The organism is Burkholderia sp. THE68 (genome assembly GCF_009938265.1).
Taxonomy (GTDB): Bacteria; Pseudomonadota; Gammaproteobacteria; order Burkholderiales; family Burkholderiaceae; genus Caballeronia.
Genome location: NZ_AP022317.1, coordinates 813190 through 830117, shown reverse-complemented (window position 1 = coordinate 830117; position 16928 = coordinate 813190). Strand labels below are relative to the sequence as shown.

General features: G+C 63.8%; 17 protein-coding genes. 4 read left to right on the top strand and 13 right to left on the bottom strand.

What is annotated here, in order from left to right; genetic code table 11:
* Positions 1 to 17 precede the first annotated feature (17 nt).
* From BTHE68_RS25120 to BTHE68_RS25110, 3 genes are read right to left on the bottom strand one after another with little or no spacing between them, the layout of a single operon-like run.
* On the bottom strand, positions 18 to 1352 hold the full coding sequence (locus BTHE68_RS25120; protein ID WP_162068977.1) for an aspartate aminotransferase family protein: 1335 nt from the start codon (positions 1350 to 1352) through the stop codon (positions 18 to 20).
* Between the two features lie 51 nt (positions 1353 to 1403).
* Entirely contained in the window at positions 1404 to 2531 is a 1128-nt protein-coding gene (locus tag BTHE68_RS25115; RefSeq protein WP_162068976.1) for a branched-chain amino acid ABC transporter substrate-binding protein, read from the bottom strand.
* A gap of 13 nt (positions 2532 to 2544) precedes the next feature.
* Positions 2545 to 3246, bottom strand: a complete 702-nt coding sequence (locus tag BTHE68_RS25110; protein WP_162068975.1) for an HAD family hydrolase — start codon at positions 3244 to 3246, stop codon at positions 2545 to 2547.
* A gap of 240 nt (positions 3247 to 3486) precedes the next feature.
* Here BTHE68_RS25110 and BTHE68_RS25105 point away from each other — a divergent pair, with 240 nt between their 5' ends.
* Entirely contained in the window at positions 3487 to 4245 is a 759-nt protein-coding gene (locus tag BTHE68_RS25105; RefSeq protein ID WP_162068974.1) for a TetR/AcrR family transcriptional regulator, read from the top strand.
* 9 nt (positions 4246 to 4254) lie between these two features.
* On the opposite strand, the gene BTHE68_RS25100 is transcribed toward BTHE68_RS25105, so the two are convergent.
* Positions 4255 to 5571, bottom strand: coding sequence for an L-fuconate dehydratase (locus BTHE68_RS25100; RefSeq protein WP_162068973.1), 1317 nt, complete (start codon positions 5569 to 5571; stop codon positions 4255 to 4257).
* 94 nt (positions 5572 to 5665) lie between these two features.
* Between BTHE68_RS25100 and BTHE68_RS25095 the strand changes: the two genes are divergently transcribed.
* Positions 5666 to 6676 (top strand): LysR family transcriptional regulator, encoded by a 1011-nt coding sequence (locus BTHE68_RS25095; protein ID WP_162068972.1) that lies wholly within the window; start codon positions 5666 to 5668, stop codon positions 6674 to 6676.
* On the opposite strand, the gene BTHE68_RS25090 is transcribed toward BTHE68_RS25095, so the two are convergent.
* From BTHE68_RS25090 to argH, 9 genes are all read right to left on the bottom strand, one after another.
* A complete protein-coding gene (locus tag BTHE68_RS25090) occupies positions 6637 to 7395 on the bottom strand; it encodes a hypothetical protein (protein WP_162068971.1) in 759 nt (252 codons plus the stop codon). The two genes, BTHE68_RS25095 and BTHE68_RS25090, sit on opposite strands and share 40 nt — an antisense overlap.
* A gap of 238 nt (positions 7396 to 7633) precedes the next feature.
* Positions 7634 to 7834: a hypothetical protein gene (locus BTHE68_RS25085; RefSeq protein ID WP_162068970.1), complete on the bottom strand. Its 201-nt coding sequence runs from the start codon at positions 7832 to 7834 to the stop codon at positions 7634 to 7636.
* A 255-nt stretch (positions 7835 to 8089) separates the two neighbouring features.
* The gene (locus tag BTHE68_RS25080; RefSeq protein ID WP_162068969.1) at positions 8090 to 9466 is read right to left on the bottom strand and encodes an MmgE/PrpD family protein; all 1377 of its coding nucleotides are present in this window, start codon (positions 9464 to 9466) and stop codon (positions 8090 to 8092) included.
* Entirely contained in the window at positions 9463 to 10344 is an 882-nt protein-coding gene (locus tag BTHE68_RS25075; protein WP_162068968.1) for a polysaccharide deacetylase family protein, read from the bottom strand. The genes BTHE68_RS25080 and BTHE68_RS25075 overlap by 4 nt, the downstream gene beginning before the upstream one ends.
* Entirely contained in the window at positions 10341 to 11195 is an 855-nt protein-coding gene (locus BTHE68_RS25070) for a polysaccharide deacetylase family protein (RefSeq protein WP_162068967.1), read from the bottom strand. The genes BTHE68_RS25075 and BTHE68_RS25070 overlap by 4 nt, the downstream gene beginning before the upstream one ends.
* Positions 11182 to 12018, bottom strand: a complete 837-nt coding sequence (locus tag BTHE68_RS25065) for an ABC transporter substrate-binding protein (RefSeq protein ID WP_162068966.1) — start codon at positions 12016 to 12018, stop codon at positions 11182 to 11184. Before BTHE68_RS25065 ends, BTHE68_RS25070 begins: the two co-directional genes overlap by 14 nt.
* 47 nt (positions 12019 to 12065) lie before the next feature.
* A complete protein-coding gene (locus BTHE68_RS25060) occupies positions 12066 to 12830 on the bottom strand; it encodes an amino acid ABC transporter ATP-binding protein (RefSeq protein WP_162068965.1) in 765 nt (254 codons plus the stop codon).
* A gap of 10 nt (positions 12831 to 12840) precedes the next feature.
* A complete protein-coding gene (locus BTHE68_RS25055) occupies positions 12841 to 13710 on the bottom strand; it encodes an amino acid ABC transporter permease (protein WP_162068964.1) in 870 nt (289 codons plus the stop codon).
* Entirely contained in the window at positions 13704 to 15137 is a 1434-nt protein-coding gene (gene argH, locus BTHE68_RS25050) for an argininosuccinate lyase (RefSeq protein ID WP_197919712.1), read from the bottom strand. Before argH ends, BTHE68_RS25055 begins: the two co-directional genes overlap by 7 nt.
* 127 nt (positions 15138 to 15264) lie before the next feature.
* Between argH and BTHE68_RS25045 the strand changes: the two genes are divergently transcribed.
* Entirely contained in the window at positions 15265 to 16152 is an 888-nt protein-coding gene (locus tag BTHE68_RS25045) for a LysR substrate-binding domain-containing protein (protein WP_162068963.1), read from the top strand.
* Between the two features lie 87 nt (positions 16153 to 16239).
* Complete coding sequence (locus BTHE68_RS25040; RefSeq protein WP_353622659.1) at positions 16240 to 16830, top strand: hypothetical protein; 591 nt, start codon at positions 16240 to 16242, stop codon at positions 16828 to 16830.
* Positions 16831 to 16928: the final 98 nt, after the last annotated feature.

Here is a 16928-nt window from a genome sequence, read left to right as displayed (position 1 = left end):
AAGTCTCCATGAATGATCTATCGCGCGCGCAACAGCGCTTCATGACGATCGATGAACGACGCCACCGCTTGCGCGAAGCGTTCGAGATCGCCTTCGTCGTGCGCCAGCGTCAGCACGATGAAGCCGCGCCGCGCGACATAGCAGCCGCGCTCCAGCATGTGGAAGAAGAACAGGTCCTTGAGCAGCGACTCGCCTTCGATGAAGTCCTCCACCGAATGGATCGGATGCACGCCCGCATGCAAGTTCATCAACGATCCGATACCGGTGAATTGCATCGCCACGCCGCGTTCGCGACACAGTCCGTTCAGTCGCGCGCGCAGCCGCTCGCCCTTTTCGCTGAGCGCGGCGGCAGCACCCGGCGTATAGAGCCGCGACAGACCCGCGTGCCCCGCCGCCATCGACAGCACGTTGTTGTTGAAGGTGCCCGCGTGCGGCGTCGCGCCGGGTCTGCGCGGATCGAATTGCGCCATCACGTCCGCCCGGCCGCCGAACGCGCCGAACGACATGCCGCCGCCGATGTACTTGCCAAAGGTCGTGAGGTCGGGCCGGATCCCGAGCAGCGCCTGCCGTCCGCCGCCCGACAGCCGCGAGGTCACGACTTCGTCGAAGATCAGCAGCGCGCCGTGACGCTGCGTGAGATCGCGAAGGCCTGCGAGAAAATCCGCTTCGCCGACGATGCATCCGCCCGCGACCTGCATCGGTTCGACAATGACGGCGGCGATTTCATCGCCATGCGCGGCGAAGATCCGTTGCGCGCCGGGCAGATCGTTGTAGGACGCGACGATGAACTCGTGCGGCACGTTCACGGGACTGTTGCCGTTGCCGAAGGTCAGCACGCCGCCGTGATATCCGCCGGTGAACGCTACGACTTTCCTGCGCCCCGTAAAGATGAGCGATGCCGCGATGGCCATCAGGTTCGACTCGGTTCCCGAATTGGTGAAGCGCAAGGACTCGACCGACTCGAAGCGTTCGCGCAACAGGCGCGCGAGCGGCACTTCGAGCGTGTTGTGACCCGTCAGGTTCAGGCCGTTGTCGAGCGCCTCGACGATCGCCGCGCGTATCACGGGATGGCTGTGGCCGTACATCGCCGTCGTGTATTCGGCAAGGAAATCCGTGTAGGCGTGGCCGTCCAGATCCCACAGGCGCTTGCCTTCGCCGCGTGCGATCGTCAGCGGAAACGGCGCATAGAACAGCACCGAGCGCGTGTTGCCGCCAGGCATGACAGCGAGCGCGTCGAGATGGGCGGCGGCGCTCTTCGGATTCGCCTCGGCAAAGACGCCGGCGGCGCGCTCCGCGGCTCGGCCGAGTCCTTCCACGTCGAGTTGCGGAGATACTGCGTTTTCAGTGGACATACGCTTCCTGGATGGTTCGAGGTTGGTTCACGATCGGCATCCTTCCCGCGGTCAGTCGACCGGCACGATCGATCCGCCCGCCGACCAGTACACCGTCATCGGCGCCTTGATCCATTCGCCGCGCTGATCGAACCGGACCTGACCGAACAGCGTATTGAAGGTGGTCTGATGCAGCGTCTTGTCGAGCGCTTCGGGAGAGAGCGATTGCGCCGACGAGATCGCGTCGCCGATCATCATCGTCGCTGCATAGAACGACGGTCCCTTCTGATCCGGATTCACGCCATACGCCGCCTTGAAACGTGTCTCGAAACGCTTGCCTTCCGGCAATGCGCCGAGCGGCATGCCGCCCTGCGGACAGTACATCTTCTTGTCGAGCGCACCGTCGGCCAGGCGCGGGAATTCGCCGACGCACAAGCCGTCGCCGCCCATCAATACGCCGTTGACCGCGAGATCACGCATCTGCCGGGCCAGATAGGCGGCCTGGCCGTAGTAGCCGCCGTAGAAGATGCCGTCTGGTTTCGTCGGCTTGATTTTCGAGAGCACGGCCTTGAAGTCCACCGTGTGATCGGTCGAATACTCGCGCGTCACGATATCGATGCCGAGCTTCTTCGCGGTGGCGACGAACACATCCGCGACGCCCGAGCCATAAGCGGTGCGGTCGTCGATCACCGCGACGCGCTTCAGATGCAGCGTATTGAGCGCGTAATCCGCCATCTTCGCGCCGAGCACGTTGTCGTCCGTGGTGAGGCGAAACACGTACGGGTAGCCCGGCTCGGTCAGCGCCGGGTTCGACGCCGCGGGCGTGATCATGATTACCTTGGCGTCGTTGTAGATCTTCGATGCGGGAATCGTCACGCCTGAATTCCAGTGACCGATGACGGCGATCACGCCGCTGTCCACGAGCTTCTGCGCGGCCGTCACGCCGGCTTTCGGATCCGACTGGTCGTCCACCGAGATCAGTTCGAACCTGAGCGGCTGGGCGCCGAGCGTCATGCGCCTCGCGTTCAGGTCGTCGACCGCCAGTCTCGCGCCGCGTTCATTGTCCTTGCCGCTTGCCGCCTGCGAGCCGGTCAGCGGACCCGCCACGCCGATCTTCACGAGTGTGTCCGCACGCACGGCCGGAGCCGCACACGCGATGCTCATACATAGAATGAAAGTCTTGATTGCCGGGATACGCATGTTCGTGCTCCTGTTACCGTTCGATGAGCCGTTCCAGTAAGCCGCGCACCGGTTCGAGCGTGGCGAATTCATGGTCCGGACGCGCCTGCCAGTCGCCCAGACGCTCGTTGCCGCGATTGATCCACGCGACCCGGATGCCGAGCGGCTTCGCGCCGTCGATGTCCGCCCAGGTGCCGATCGAGCAATGGAAGATCTCGTCGGCATTCAGGCCGAGCGTCGCGAGCCCGGTCTTGAAGATCGTTTCCGAAGGCTTGTAGGCCCGCGCCATTTCAGCCGTCGTCACGTGCGGAAAGTAGCTCACGAGGCGGCTGCGGCGCCACAGGTCCGTGTCCATGTTGGTGATGGGCATCAGCGTGAAGTGTTCACGGGCCCAGTCGAGGAAAGCCACGGCGTCGTCGAAGGGCGGCGAGGACTCCACGAGATGCGTGAGCAGCAGCTCGGTCAGCGCCGCCATGTCCCGGCCGTCGGTGCATCCTTGCGCGAGCGCTTCCAGACAGCCCGTGAGCGCATGCTGCGCCACCACGCGATAACGCATATAGGCGTGGCTTCGGTAGGTCTGGACCGCGCGCATGTCCCAGTCGAGGTAGACATCGGCGGCGGATTTCGCCGGAGCGAGGGAGAGATGCTGCAGCACGGCTTCGATGCCGCGTATGCCTCCCGTGGTCACGTCGACGAGCGTGCCGAAGTAGTCGAAAGTAAGCGCCCTGGGTTTCATGAACCGATCCTTTGCGTAGTATGCCTAATCAAAATGAATGCCGCGCCGCTTGCTTGAGCGGCGTTCTGTTCAGCCAAAGCGGCGCGCCCGCGAGGTCCGTGCCGCCGATTTGCATTTACTGTACGCCGTACAATTAAACCGCGCAAGCGAGCAGATTGCCGGGTTTTCCCGCACGTGTCGCGTGCGGGCACCGATTGCAGTAGAGTGACGCTCGGTCGAACTGAAACTCGGGAAGTTACGTTGAGCAAAAAGGAAGAGGCAGCGCCGCCCGCGCCAGAAAAGAAGCGACGGGGCCGCTCCGCGCGCGATCAGGGGCTCTCGCGGGAACGTGTCGTCGAAGCGGCGCTCGCACTGATCGACGCCAAGGGTTACACGTCGTTCAGCCTGCGCGATGTCGCGCGCGAGCTCGGCGTCTATCCGACCGCCATTTACTGGTACGTCGCGAGCCGCGACGAATTGCTCGTCGAAGTCATCACGCGCGCGCTCGGCGACCTCGTTCCCCCAACGCTTCCGCCGGGGCGCTGGCGCGAGTGGCTAAAAGAATTGTTCCATCGCTACCGTTCGGCAGTCGCGCGGCATCCGAACGTCGCGCCGCTGCTCGGGTCGCAGATCATTTCGAACGCCAGTATGAATCCGGTGATGGTCGAGGCGGTACTTCAGACGTTGTTGTCGGCGGGCTTCAAATCCGAGGAACTGATTCACGTCTACAACACCGTGATCACCGCCATGGTCGGATTCGTCACGCTCGAATTCGCCAGCCACGGCGCCGATGAGCGCGACGAATGGGAGAGCAGGCTGCGCACACGTTTCGAAGAGCTTGAACGTGATGCGTTTCCGCTGTTGACGGCGAACATGACGCGCATGTCCAACCAGGCGTTCATCGTGCGATGGAAGGGAGGAACCAATCGCGCACTCGAGCGAAGCTTCGATCGATATATCGACGTCGTGCTGGATGGATTGCAGAATCAATTGGCGCGTGATGGCGGCGCTGAGAGATAGCGCCGCGCCTTAGGATGCTTCGATGTCTGACCAGACGGGCACGTCCGGATACTGAAAGCGCGCAAGCGTGTCGCGCTTCATCTCGACGCTGTAGCCGGGCCGGCTGGGCGGCATATAGCGGCCCTGTCGAATCGTCACGGGGTCGAGGAAGTGTTCGTGCAGATGATCGACATACTCGAGCACGCGATTCTCGAGCGACCCGCCCACGGCGATGTAGTCGAACAGCGAAATATGCTGCGTGTACTCGCAAAGACCCACGCCTCCACCGTGAGGGCACACCGGGATGCCGAACTTCGCCGCCATCAGCAGGACGATCAAGACCTCGTTGAGACCGCCGAGACGTGCTGCATCGACCTGGCAGAAATCGAATGCGCGCGCCTGGAACATCTGCTTGAACATCACGCGATTGTGGCAGTGCTCGCCGGTCGCGACGCCTATCGGCGCGATCCGCTCGCGGATGCGCGCATGGCCGAGAATATCGTCGGGGCTCGTCGGCTCCTCGATCCACAAGGGCTCGAAGACAGCCAGCCGGCGCATCGCCTCGATCGACTGATCGACGCTCCAGACCTGATTGGCGTCCATCATCAGCGCGCGCTCCCAGCCGATCTCCTCGCGCAGGATCTGCGCGCGCCGCATGTCCTCGTCGATGTCGGCGCCGATCTTCTGCTTGACGTGGGTCCAGCCGGCAGCGACGGCTTCGCGGGCGAGCCGGCGCATCTTCTCCTCGGAGTAGCCGAGCCAGCCCGGCGCGGTCGTATAGCCGGGAAAGCCGTGCTCCAGCATCTCGGCCTCGCGGCGCGCCTTGCCGGGCGCTTGTCTGCGCAGCAGCGCGATCGCTTCCTCCGGCGTCAGCACGTCGGTGACATAGCTGAAGTCGAGGCATTGCACGAGCGCTTCGGGCGTCATGTCGACGAGCAGCTTCCAGATCGGCTTGCCCGCCGATTTGGCCCACAGATCCCACACCGCATTGACGATGGCCGCCGTGGCGAGGTGGATCACGCCCTTCTCCGGCCCGAGCCAGCGCAACTGGCTATCGGCGGACGTTATCCGCTTCCAGAAGCCGCCCATGTCGGCGGTGATCGCTTCGAGCGTGAGGCCCGAGACGAGCCCGGACAGCGATTCGACGGCCTTCACGCAAATCTCGTTGCCACGTCCGATCGTGAACGTCAGGCCGTGCCCTTCCATGCCGTCGGGTGAATCCGTGTGCAGAACCACGTAGGTCGCCGAGTAATCGGGCGCGGCATTCATCGCGTCGGAGCCGTCGAGAGACTTCGACGTGGGAAACCGGATGTCGCGGACTTCGATTTGGGTGATTCGCGTGTTCATGTGTGTCGTGGCTCGCTTGAAGTGAACTGGACTGTACATGTCCGCGCGATATATGAATAATTGTCGATCCGTATCTATCGATACCAGAATTCATATGTCTTCCGACCTCCCCGACCCGGCGGCCGCCGTCGCGCCGTCACATGCGCCGCTGAAGATCTCCAGTCGCCAGATCGCCCTGATCAATGCGCTGGCCGAGTACCGCAACCTTCGCAAGGCCGCGGCGGCGATGCACACCACGCAGCCCGCGGCGAGCCTGCTTCTGCAGCAACTCGAAGAGCGCATCGGCGTGCCGTTGTTCACGCGTCTGCCGCGCGGCATGGAGCCGACTGCGTTCGGCGAAGTGCTCATTCGTTTCGCGCAGGGCGTGGTCCACGAGTTCAGCCATGCCGAATCGGAAATCAGGGAACTGGCGGCAGGCGCGGCGGGGCTCGCGCGCATCGGGACGGTGGTCGGGCCGGTGCCCTCGCTCATCACGCGCAGCCTGCTGGCGTTCAAGGCGGATAACCCGCGGGTGCGGATTTCCGTCGATGTGGGCACCAGCGACATGCTGTTGCCGTCGCTGATCCGTGGGGATCTCGATGTGGTGATCGGCCGTCTGCCCGACCGGAGCAGTCATCCGGAAGTCGAGGTGGAACTGTTCGGCACGCCCGAGCACATGCGCGTGATCGGCAGGCCGCAACATCCCGCCACACAAATGGACAAACTGGCGCTCGAGGATCTCGTGACGCTGACGTGGATTCTCCATCCCGTCGGAAGCCCGATGCGCCTGCGCGTGGAGAACATCCTGGCGCTCGCCGGCATGACCGACACGCTCGACGTCATCGAGACCTCCAACCTTCTTGCCACGACCGCGATGATCGAAGCTTCGGACATGATCTCGGTGGTGCCCGAGGACGTGGCGCAGTACTACGCCCGTTACGCGATCGTGGCCGTGTTGCCGGTGGAGTTGCCCGTGCCGATGGTGAACCTTGGGCTGTTGACGCTGCGCGGGCGGGCTTTATCGGCGGCAGTGACGCGGTTGATCCAGCACCTGCGCGAACAGGGCGGATGCAGCGCGTCTGCTCGCTATCTGTCAGCCGAACTCGGCGATCCGCCCGGACCGTAGGGGTCCGGATTGCCGAATCTGGGAAGCGAACCGTTCAACCGCGCCTTGCGAAGTTCGTCTTGCACATCCTGCCGGGATTTTGGCGGCGGTGTCGCTGGCAAGGGCGGCGGAACGTCGACCGGAAGCGGCCGGCTCTGGATCGCAGGCTGAGCCGTCTCATCCCCCGGCAACGCCCGCAGTGCTGAGTTCGCCAGCGCAGGCTGCACAGGGAGCATTGCGTCACGATTCGGGCTTTCCGCATGATCGATCTCCGCTTCATGATGCCCGGAGGAGACAGTATTGTCGTGTGCGCTTCCCGCGCGTTCATTGCTCTGCGGCGCTGCATGCTTGCGCTCGGCAGGCCGTCGCGGCTGCTGCGTGATCGCGCGCCCCGGCCTCCCTCTTTCGACATTCGAAGCCTGCGAGCTCGCCTCTCGCGGACTCGAATCCAGCTCATCGGCAGCATCCGGGCCACCGACGCTCGATTTCATTTCGGCCGTGACCGGCTTATCGGCGTCGATATCCTCCCCTTCGTCCGAATTAGCGCGTACCGGAAGGACATTCGTAGCGGGCGACAATGAACCAACGGTGCCCGTCACCACTGATGACTGTTGCCGGGATGACCATACCGGTTCGATCGCATGCTGCTCATGGTGCGGGAACAATGTGAATAAGCCGAGGATTGATACCCCGACAATCCAAAAGCCCATGACGACGATACGATCGTAATTTCCAAGCATCAGATGCTCCCCGCTGATTCGCGCGCCCACGGCTTCGGCTGAGCCGCCGACCTCTCATTGCGCATACGGAGCACAGCGACAGTGAGATTCAAGTGGTTACAGATTCTTTCACTCGAAGCCCGCTACGACATGTCGTTACCGCGTCAACAGGTAGGGATTTGCAAACTCGACCGCGTGCGACGAGCGTATCGTCGTGAGGTATGACGAAAGGGCCTCACGCGCGATCGTTATTGATTCACTAATCGGGCGATCGCGTATGCCCGACCTCCGAGCAGATGAGACAGATCTCCAATCCGTTTTTGTCGAAGGCCATCTTCACCTTGCTTGCGATGGCAATCCCCGCGCCCGCAATCAATGCCAGCGCTATCAGTCCCATAAGTAGTCGATCCCGCCCTATCGCATGAATCGCCTTCCAAAGCGAATTAACGATTCTGCTCATTGCATTGCTCCTGATTCATGCAGGGACGCCGACCTGAGATGTCGTTCGCCCCACACCCGCAAAGCGACCAATCCAGGCAAGCGCATAGAGGCGTGGTCGCATTAGATTTAAGGCATATTGTGACATAAATTCAAGCAATTCTCCGAAGCAGGCCGACGGTGCGACAATCGGCCCTTGCTAGCCAGAGCCGCCCATCCGCTGTGTGACGGGCCTTCAGGAGCGCGCCCCTTAGCCTGACGGTAGATCCAGTGGCCACTACCTGATTTCGCTCTCGTACGACCCAGCGTGTCCCACGAGCAGACGTTCGAGCACGTTCGCGTCCGTCCATTCTTCGACGCTCAGCACAGCATGTGCCAGCGAACCGGTTGCATCGTGTCCGATCACATCGGCCGCGAGGCTCCGGTACTTCGTCAGCAGTTGCGTATCGTCCAGTGGACGGCGCGGGTCGCCCAGCGGAATCGTCGCCTGAAGCGAGCGCACCGTGCCGTCGACGTACGTGACCGTGACTTCGGGCTCGTCGAGATCGGCCAGCGATGCATCCGGCTCGAGCACGATGCGCTGCATCATCGGCGTGACGCGCTCGTCCCCGCGCGCGCGTCCGGTGAACGCCTCGATGCCCGCATGGCCGAACACGAGTACAGCGGCGAGCGCATAGGGCATGCTCATTTGCGCCGATGCCAGATTGACCGGCTCGCGGTCGCCGCACATCCCGTGTACGAATTCGCTGAGCTTCACGCGCACTTGCGCGACCGAACCACCCTTCGTCAGTTCGATGAGCGCGTCCAGCGCCGAATGAATGCTGCGGCAGCACGCATGTGGCTTGATTGAGCAGCGCATGATCTTCCAGTTCGCGCCGAGTTCCGCGACGAGCGCTTCGGGGCTGGCCGAATCGGGCGCGAACGTGCGCAGGAAGCCGCCCCACACGTCCTCGAAAACGCGGCTCGCGCCGCTCATACCCTGCGCCGCGAGCAACGCCGCCGTGAGGCCGCCTTCCGCCGCGCGTCCGGAATGCAGGCGCTTGGTCTGCGACCCGTCGTGGATGAAGCCCCAGAGTCCTCCCGCGAAGCTCGCCGCATGCCCGAGCACCGCGCCGATGCCGCGCGCATCGAGACCGAGCACGCGCGCACTCGCGGCGGCGGCGCCGAATACGCCGCAGGACATCGTCGAATGCCAGCCGCGTCCGTTGTGCGCCGAGTAGCCGCCGCACGCTTCGAGCACGCGCCGCGCGATGTCGTAGCCGAGCACGATCGCGTGCAGCAACTCCCGGCCGGATAAGGGCCGCTCGACACGGTTCAGCGCCGCAAACACCGCCGGCACGACGACCGCGCCCGAGTGATCGCAACCGCCGGAATCGTCGAGTTCGAGCGCATGCGCCGCGATGCCGTTGATGAACGCGGCATCGCGTGCATGCGTGCGTCGCGATGTGCCCCAAACGATGGCGTCGCCGGTCGAGTCCATCACCGAGCGCGCAACGCGCGCCGGCTCGGTGCGCGCGCCGGCGAGCGCTGCGCCGAGCGTATCGAGCAGATGCCGTTTTGCCTTCTCGACGACCTCTGGCGGCAGATCATCGAACGACGAGTCCGCGATGAAGTTCGCAAGCCGTTCCGACAGAAAGTGCTCTCGCTTGTTCATACGATGGTGTTCCTGTGACGCTCGAAGATCTCGACCGGATGTCCTGCCTCGTTGGCATCGCATCGCTCGCGCCACCACGACGCGGCCTGCGCGCCGGTCGCGAACCAGACATCGCCGCGTGCGCGCATCGTCGCGAGCAGGGACCGCAATACGCCGATGCGTCCCGCCGTGCCGATGATCTCCGGATGCAACCGCATCACGAAGCACAGGCCGAAGCGATGAAATGCCTCGAAGTCGCGCGTCCAGTTGTCGAGCACTTCGCGATACGACGCGATGCGCGACTGACCGACCGGCACCGGCGGCGCGAGATTGAACGCGAAGTAAGGCTCGTCTTCGAGTTCCACGTGCAGCGGCAATTCGATCAACGGCGCATCGTGATGGTAGTAAGGCAGGTCGTCGCCATGCCACGCCGAGGTCCACGTGACGTCGCGCGCGTGCAGATGCGTGGCGAAGCCCGGCGCCCAGTTGCCGGTGAACGGACGAAAGCCGACGGGAGCACGCCCGAGCGCTTCGGCGAGCACCGCGTGCCCGCGATCGAACGAATGCTTCTGCTGCGCGAGATCGAGCGCATCGAAGTCCTCGCAGGCATCGCCGCTTATCCCCATTTCGTGACCAGCCGCGTCGATAAGCGCGACGAGATCGCGATGCGTTCGCACGACCTGTCCAGGCACGAACCAGCTCGAAGGCACATCGTATTCAGCGAGCGTATCGAGCAGGCGATGCACGCCGCGCTTCGCGCCATAGCGCCACACGGACAAGGATTTCTCGCGGCCCTCGATAGCCGGCGTCTGCGTGCGAATGCCAAGATCGTCGTTGAAATCGACGGTGAGAATCACGGCCGAGCGCGCGCCGCCGGGCCATTTCGCAGCGTTTCTCATGCGCCCGCCTGCCCGCTCGACATCCACCAATCGGCTACTTCGCTGCCGGTCGCGAACCATGCGTCGCCCGCCGCGAGCATGTGATCGATCAAGCCCTCGATGAGCGCGATGCGCCCGGGCTTGCCCGACACCTTCGGATGAAACAGCGTGGTCATGCAGAGCCCCTCTTCATGCGAGCCGTCGAACTCGCGGCGCCAGTTGTCGAGCGTCGTCTCGTAGCTCGCGATACGATCGAGGCCCGCGGGAAAGTCCGGCCTGCGCTGATACGCAAGCGATGCATAGTCGTCCAGTTCCCAGCGCGCGGGAATCTCGATCAGACCGCTCTGCGCATCGAGCACATAGGGACGATCGTCGCCGCGCATCGAGCTGGAATAGCGCACGCCGAACTCCGCGAGAATGCCGGCGGTCGCAGCGGTCCAGTCGCCCGATGGCGTGCGAAAGCCGACCGGACGCACGCCGAGATGACGTTGGAAGAGTTGTGTCGAGATCTCCATGACCTCGCGCTGACGCTCCGGCGTGAGCGTCCAGAACGCCTCGTGCCGGTAGCCGTGATACGCGACTTCATGACCGCCGCGCACGATCTCGCGGCATTGCGACGGCCAGTTCTCCATCACCCATGCGGGTATGAAGAACGTCGCGCGCACGCCGCGTTCGCCGAGCACATCGAGAATCCTGCCGAGCGCGCGCCACGGCCCATAGGCGCCCAGCGTGAAGTACGCGGGATTGCGCCAGATCGAGCCGTCGAGCATGGCGCCGCCGGTCGGGCCGTCGAGATCGAACGCGAGCGCGACGCACGAGCGCTTGCCATTGGGCCAGCGCGGCGTCGCGGATCGTGAATCAGTTGCTTGCATTGATCAGCGCCTTTTGAACGCCATGGTCCTGCAAGCCCCACTTGGCAAGTATCTTTTGATAGGTGCCGTCGGCGATCAGCTGATCGAAGGCCTTCGTCACGGCGTCGTTGACGGCCGCGTTGTCCTTCGCCATGCCGACGCCCATGTATTGCGACATGAAAGGCGCGCCGATCGTCACGTAGGCGTTCTGATCGATCCGGTTCTGATACGGCATGGTCTCGCCGCCCTGCACGGCTGCGTCGAGCCGTCCCTGACGCAGTTGCATGCGCGCATCCGACGAGCCATCGGTGCCGACGACCGTGACCGGCTTCTTGCCCGTCTTCACGCAATGCTCATCGCTCCACGCCTTGATGTTCGTAGGAAACGAGGTGCGCCGGCTCGAACCGATCGTCTTGCCGCACAGCGTATCCATGTTGGGGAAATCGCCCGCGCGCGTTTTCAGCGCATAGAACTGCGGGCCGCTCTTCAGATAGTCGAGAAAGTTCACCGACGCGCGCCGCTCGGGAATATCCGTCATGCCCGACAGGATGATATCGACGCGCTTTGTGGCGAGCGCGCTCAGCATCTGATCGAAGCTCGTTTCCTGCCATACCATCTTCACGCCCATCTTCGCGGCGAGCGCTTCGCCGAGGCCGATGTCGAAGCCGGTCAGCTTGTCGGTTTCGGGGTCCTTGAACTCGAACGGCGGATAGTTCGGCACCACGGCGGCGACGATTTCCTTCTTGCCTGGCGCGGACGTCTGCGCGCTGGCCGCATCGACATGCAGCAGCGCGGCGGCGCACACCAATGCACAGAGGCTTTGCAAACGAAGAATGGCTTTCATGAAACGCTCGCTCCGGAATCGATTGATTGAATAAGCTTCAGACGTTCTCAGGCCAGAACGGCGGAAATGAAATCTCGCGTGCGGGCATGGCGCGGTTCGGACAGCACCTGCTCTGGCGGTCCGGCCTCGACGATTTGCCCTTGATCCATGAATACAACGCGATTCGCCACTTCGCGCGCGAAGCCCAGTTCGTGGGTGACGATGATCATCGTCATGCCGCTTCGAGCGAGGCCGCGCATCACGGCGAGCACTTCACCGACCAGTTCGGGATCGAGCGCGGACGTGGGTTCATCGAACAGCAGCAGTTGCGGATGCATCGCGAGCGCGCGTGCGATGGCCACGCGCTGCTGCTGGCCGCCCGACAACTCCACGGGAAAGGCATCGCACTTGTGGCCGAGCCCCACGCGTTCGAGCAGCGCGCGCGCTTCCTTCACGGCTTCCACGCGCGGCCGCTTCAGCACATGCACCGGACCTTCGATCACGTTCTCCAGCGCCGTCATGTGCGGGAAGAGATTGAAGCGCTGAAAGACCATCGCGGTCGCGAGACGCTGCCGCGCGATCTCCTTCTCCGAGAGTTCATGGAGCTTGTGTCCCGCCTGCCGATAGCCGAGCAATTCGCCCTTCACCCACAGCGATCCTTCGCTGACCGTTTCGAGCTGGTTGATGCAGCGCAGGAACGTGCTCTTGCCCGAGCCCGAAGGCCCGATGATGCACAGCACTTCGCCCTCGGCGACATCGAGCGTGATGCCCTTCAGCGCCTGGAACTCGCCGAACGATTTGCGCACATCCGCTGCGCGTACGATTGGATTCATGCGTGTCTCCTCACTGACGGCTCGAGGCCCGGCCCGCGCCGCGCGCATAGCGCCGCTCGACCCGCGTCTGCAGAAACGAAAGCACCGTGACGACGACGAGATACCAGATCGCCCCGACGATCAGCAGCTCGATCACGCGTCCGTTCGCGTAGTAGATGTTCTGCGCGTTGTGCAACATCTCCGCGTACTGGATCACGCTCGCGAGCGACGTGAGCTTGACCATGCCGACGAGCTCATTGCCGATGGGCGGCACGATCACGCGCATCGCCTGCGGAAGAATGATGCGGCGCAGTGCCTGAAGGCGCGGCATGCCGATCGACTTCGCCGCTTCGTATTGCCCGGTATCGACGGACAGCAGCCCCGCGCGCACCACTTCCGACGTATACGCACCCTGATTGATGCCCAGTCCGAGGAGTGCCGCGAGAAACGGCGTCATGACATCGACCGTACGCAGCGCGAACACGCCCGGAATGCCGATGGTCGGAAACACGAGCGCGAGGTTGAACCACAGGAGCAGTTGCAGAATGACCGGCGTGCCGCGAAAGAGCCATACGTAGCCTTGCGAGACGGAACTCAGCACCGGATTGCTGGAGAGCCGCATCACTGCCGTGATGACGCCGAGCGTGATGCCCAACGCCATCGCGAGTATCGTCATGACGATGGTGTTGACGAGGCCCATCAGGATCGTGCGCGCGGTGAGAAAGCGCCCGACCGTCTGCCATTCGATCTGCCCGCGCGCGAACGCCGCGACGATATATCCGATCACGACGATGATCGCCGCCGACGCCACATAGCGGCCCCAGTACCTGCGACGCACGCGTTCGAGCGTCGACGGCTGCGCTGTCATCGAATGCTGCGCCTGCTCCGCTGCGCTCAACATGTCGGACCTCCGTATTCGTTTGCCCATTCGCTCTGCCGCGCGAGCGCCAGTTTCAGGCGATCGATCTGCTCGACGACGCGTGCCGGCGCCGTGCCGCCGAAGCCGCTGCGTGCATCGACGGCGGCTTCGAGCGTGAGACGGTCCAGCACGTCTGCATGAAGACGCGGATCGACTGCGGCGAGCAGGTCCACCGTCACCTCGGACAATTCGATGCCGCGTTCCTCGCACGCCCGCACCAGCGCGCCGGTGATCTCGTGCGCCTCGCTGAACGGAATGCCTGCGAGCGCGAGCCAGTCGGCCACTTCGGTCGCGAGCGTGAAGCCGAGCGGCGCCTGCCTGCGCAATTCGTCCACGTTCACGCGCATCGTGCGGATCATGCCGGCCATCGCGGGCAGCGTGAGCGCGAGCGTGTCGATGCTGTCGAACGCGGCGTTCTTGTCTTCGGCAAGATCGCGGTTGTACGCGAGCGGCAGCGACTTGAGCGTCGCGAGCAGGCCGCTCAGATTGCCGATCAGACGCCCCGCCTTGCCGCGCGTCAGTTCCGCGATGTCGGAGTTCTTCTTCTGCGGCATGATCGAGCTGCCGGTCGCGTAGCCGTCGTCGAGCTCGACCCAGCGGAACTGGCGCGAGGTCCAGAGAATCACTTCCTCCGAGAGCCGCGACAAGTCCACCGCCAGCATGCTCGTGACGAACAGGAATTCAGCGACGTGATCGCGCGCCGCGACGGCGTCGATCGAGTTTTCGCAGGGCCCGTCGTAGCCGAGTTCGCGTGCGGAGAGCGCCGGATTCACGCAGATGGCCGAGCCCGCGAGCGCCGCCGCGCCGAGCGGCGAACGCGCGCTGCGCCGGTCCCAGTCGAGCAGGCGATCGACATCGCGATAGAACGCCTGCGCATGCGCCAGCAACTGATGCGCGAACACGACGGGCTGCGCCGGCTGCAGATGCGTGAAGCCCGTGCTGTAGCTGCGCAGATGCGCTTCTGCCTGAGCGACGAGCGCATCCTGCAGCGCAATCACGTCGCGCGCGATCCTGCGCGCCTTGTCGCGCAGGAACAGGCGCAGGTCGTTGGCGGCCTGGTCGTTGCGCGAGCGTCCCGCGCGCAGCTTCGCGCCCGCCGCGCCGAGCCGTTCCGTCAGCACGCGTTCGAGGAACGTGTGGACGTCCTCGTCGTGCGGCGACGGCGCGAGGCGCCCTTCGACGAATTCGGCGCGCACCTGCTCCATTTCCTTCAGCAGGTCCCGCAGTTCGTCCGCGTTCAGGATGCCCGCGCGCTGCAGCTCGCGGGCGTGCGCCTTGGAGCCTGCCAGGTCATAGGGCGCGAGCCTGAAGAAGCTTTCCTCGGAGCGCGACAGCGCCTTGAGTTCGGCTGCGGGCGCCGATCTGAAACGTCCGCCCCACAGCCGTTCGGTCCCTTCCGTCACCTTCATGCTGAATCCTCGTCACGTTGAGTTCACGACGAGCATAGGCCTACAATTTTTTTGTTTGTAGCGAGATTTTGAACCTGCTTTAATGAAATTTTTCTCAGCATCTCAACTGTGAACCAGCCGAACGACCATGCGTAGCCGCCTGCCGCCGCTCAATCCCCTGCGCGCTTTCGAAGCGACCGCGCGCCATGCCACCGTCGCCAAGGCCGCAGAGGAGCTGAACGTCACGGCGAGCGCGGTCAGCCATCAGGTGCGCGTGCTGGAGGAATCGCTCGGCGTCGACCTGTTCATCCGCTCGCGCGCGCGGCTCAAGCTCACGCCGGCGGGCGAAGCACTGCTGCCCTCGGTGCGCGGCGCGTTCGAGATGATCGCCACGGCAGTCGCGAAGGTGGGCGAGACGGTCGTTGCGGGGGATCTCGTCGTGTCGGCGCCGCTCTCGTTCACCTCGCGCTGGCTCGCGCGGCATATCGGCGACTTTCTGCATCGCTATCCGTCGATCAAGCTGAAGTTGATTCCGTCGAACGACGACAAGGAAGTCTATTCGCCTGACGTGGATGTCTGCATCCGCTACGGCGAGGCGCACTGGAAAGACCGCTCGGTCACGCTGATCGAGCATCCGTCGCTGTATCCGGTGGTGAGTCCCGCGTTGATGAACGGCCCGAAGGCGATCCGCTCACCCGAGGACCTGCGGCACTATGCGCTGTTCTGCGAGCACGCCGGTTCGTGGATGCGCTGGCTCATGGAAGCGAAGGTGGAGCATCCCGAACGCATGCGCGTTCTGGAGATCGGCAATGCTCATATCGCGGTCGAGGCTGCCCTGCACGGTCAGGGCGTCGCACTCGGCGACAGCATCTCCGTGCGCGACGATCTGATCGAGGGCACGCTCGTGCGGCCGTTCAAGGCTACCGTGCCGTCGCGGCATCCGTACCACATCGTGCGGCCGCCGGAGCGCGCGGATGCGCCGCTCGCATCCGTGTTCGTGTTCTGGCTCGAACAGCATCTGAGCGAGTCGGCATAGGTCTGCTGCGGCTCGCGAGCCAGCGGGCGTCAATTCGCGCGACGCGATCGCATGTTCCGGCAATGTGTCCAGCGGTTGACGGAGCCGATGCGAGATCAAAGGTTGGAAAACCGTATATACTGTTTTTTCCGATCGAAGGGAGAGACCATGAACACGCCAAAAATCGAACCGCCTACCAAGAAAGCCTTCAACTTCCCGAAAAGCGCCCCGGCAAAGAACAAGAAGGCGCTTGCGAAAGCGCCCGTCGCCAGCGAGGTCGAAAACGCTGCGCCCACGCCCCGTGCGGCAAAGAAGACTGCCAGGAAAGAAGTGATCAAGCCGTCCGCCAGCGCGTCGAAGCCCGGGCAGGCTGAAAAGAGCAGCCAGAAGCTCGCCAAGCCAGCCGCGGAGAAGTCCGCCCGGACTGTGGCCAGCAAATCCAAGGACACAGCAAGCGCAAGCGAGGCGAAGCGAGCGAAGAAAGAAAAGGTCGTGCGCGACAGCTTCACGATGCCGAAATCGGACTATGCGAAACTCGCGTCACTCAAGCAGAAATGTCTCGCGAACGGCGTACGTGTAAAGAAGAGCGAACTTCTGCGCGCCGCGCTCGCCATGCTGGATAGCGCGCCGGAGAAGCGTATCGTCGCGGCGATCAAGGCGCTCGAAACGGTCAAGACGGGCCGTCCAGCGGCCGCCTGACGACCCTCGAATGAGCATGCGATGCGAGGTGACGAGATTGACGCCACGAGCGCCTCACATCGCATAAGCGTCTCCTATCCTCGAGCAAGCCAGCGGAC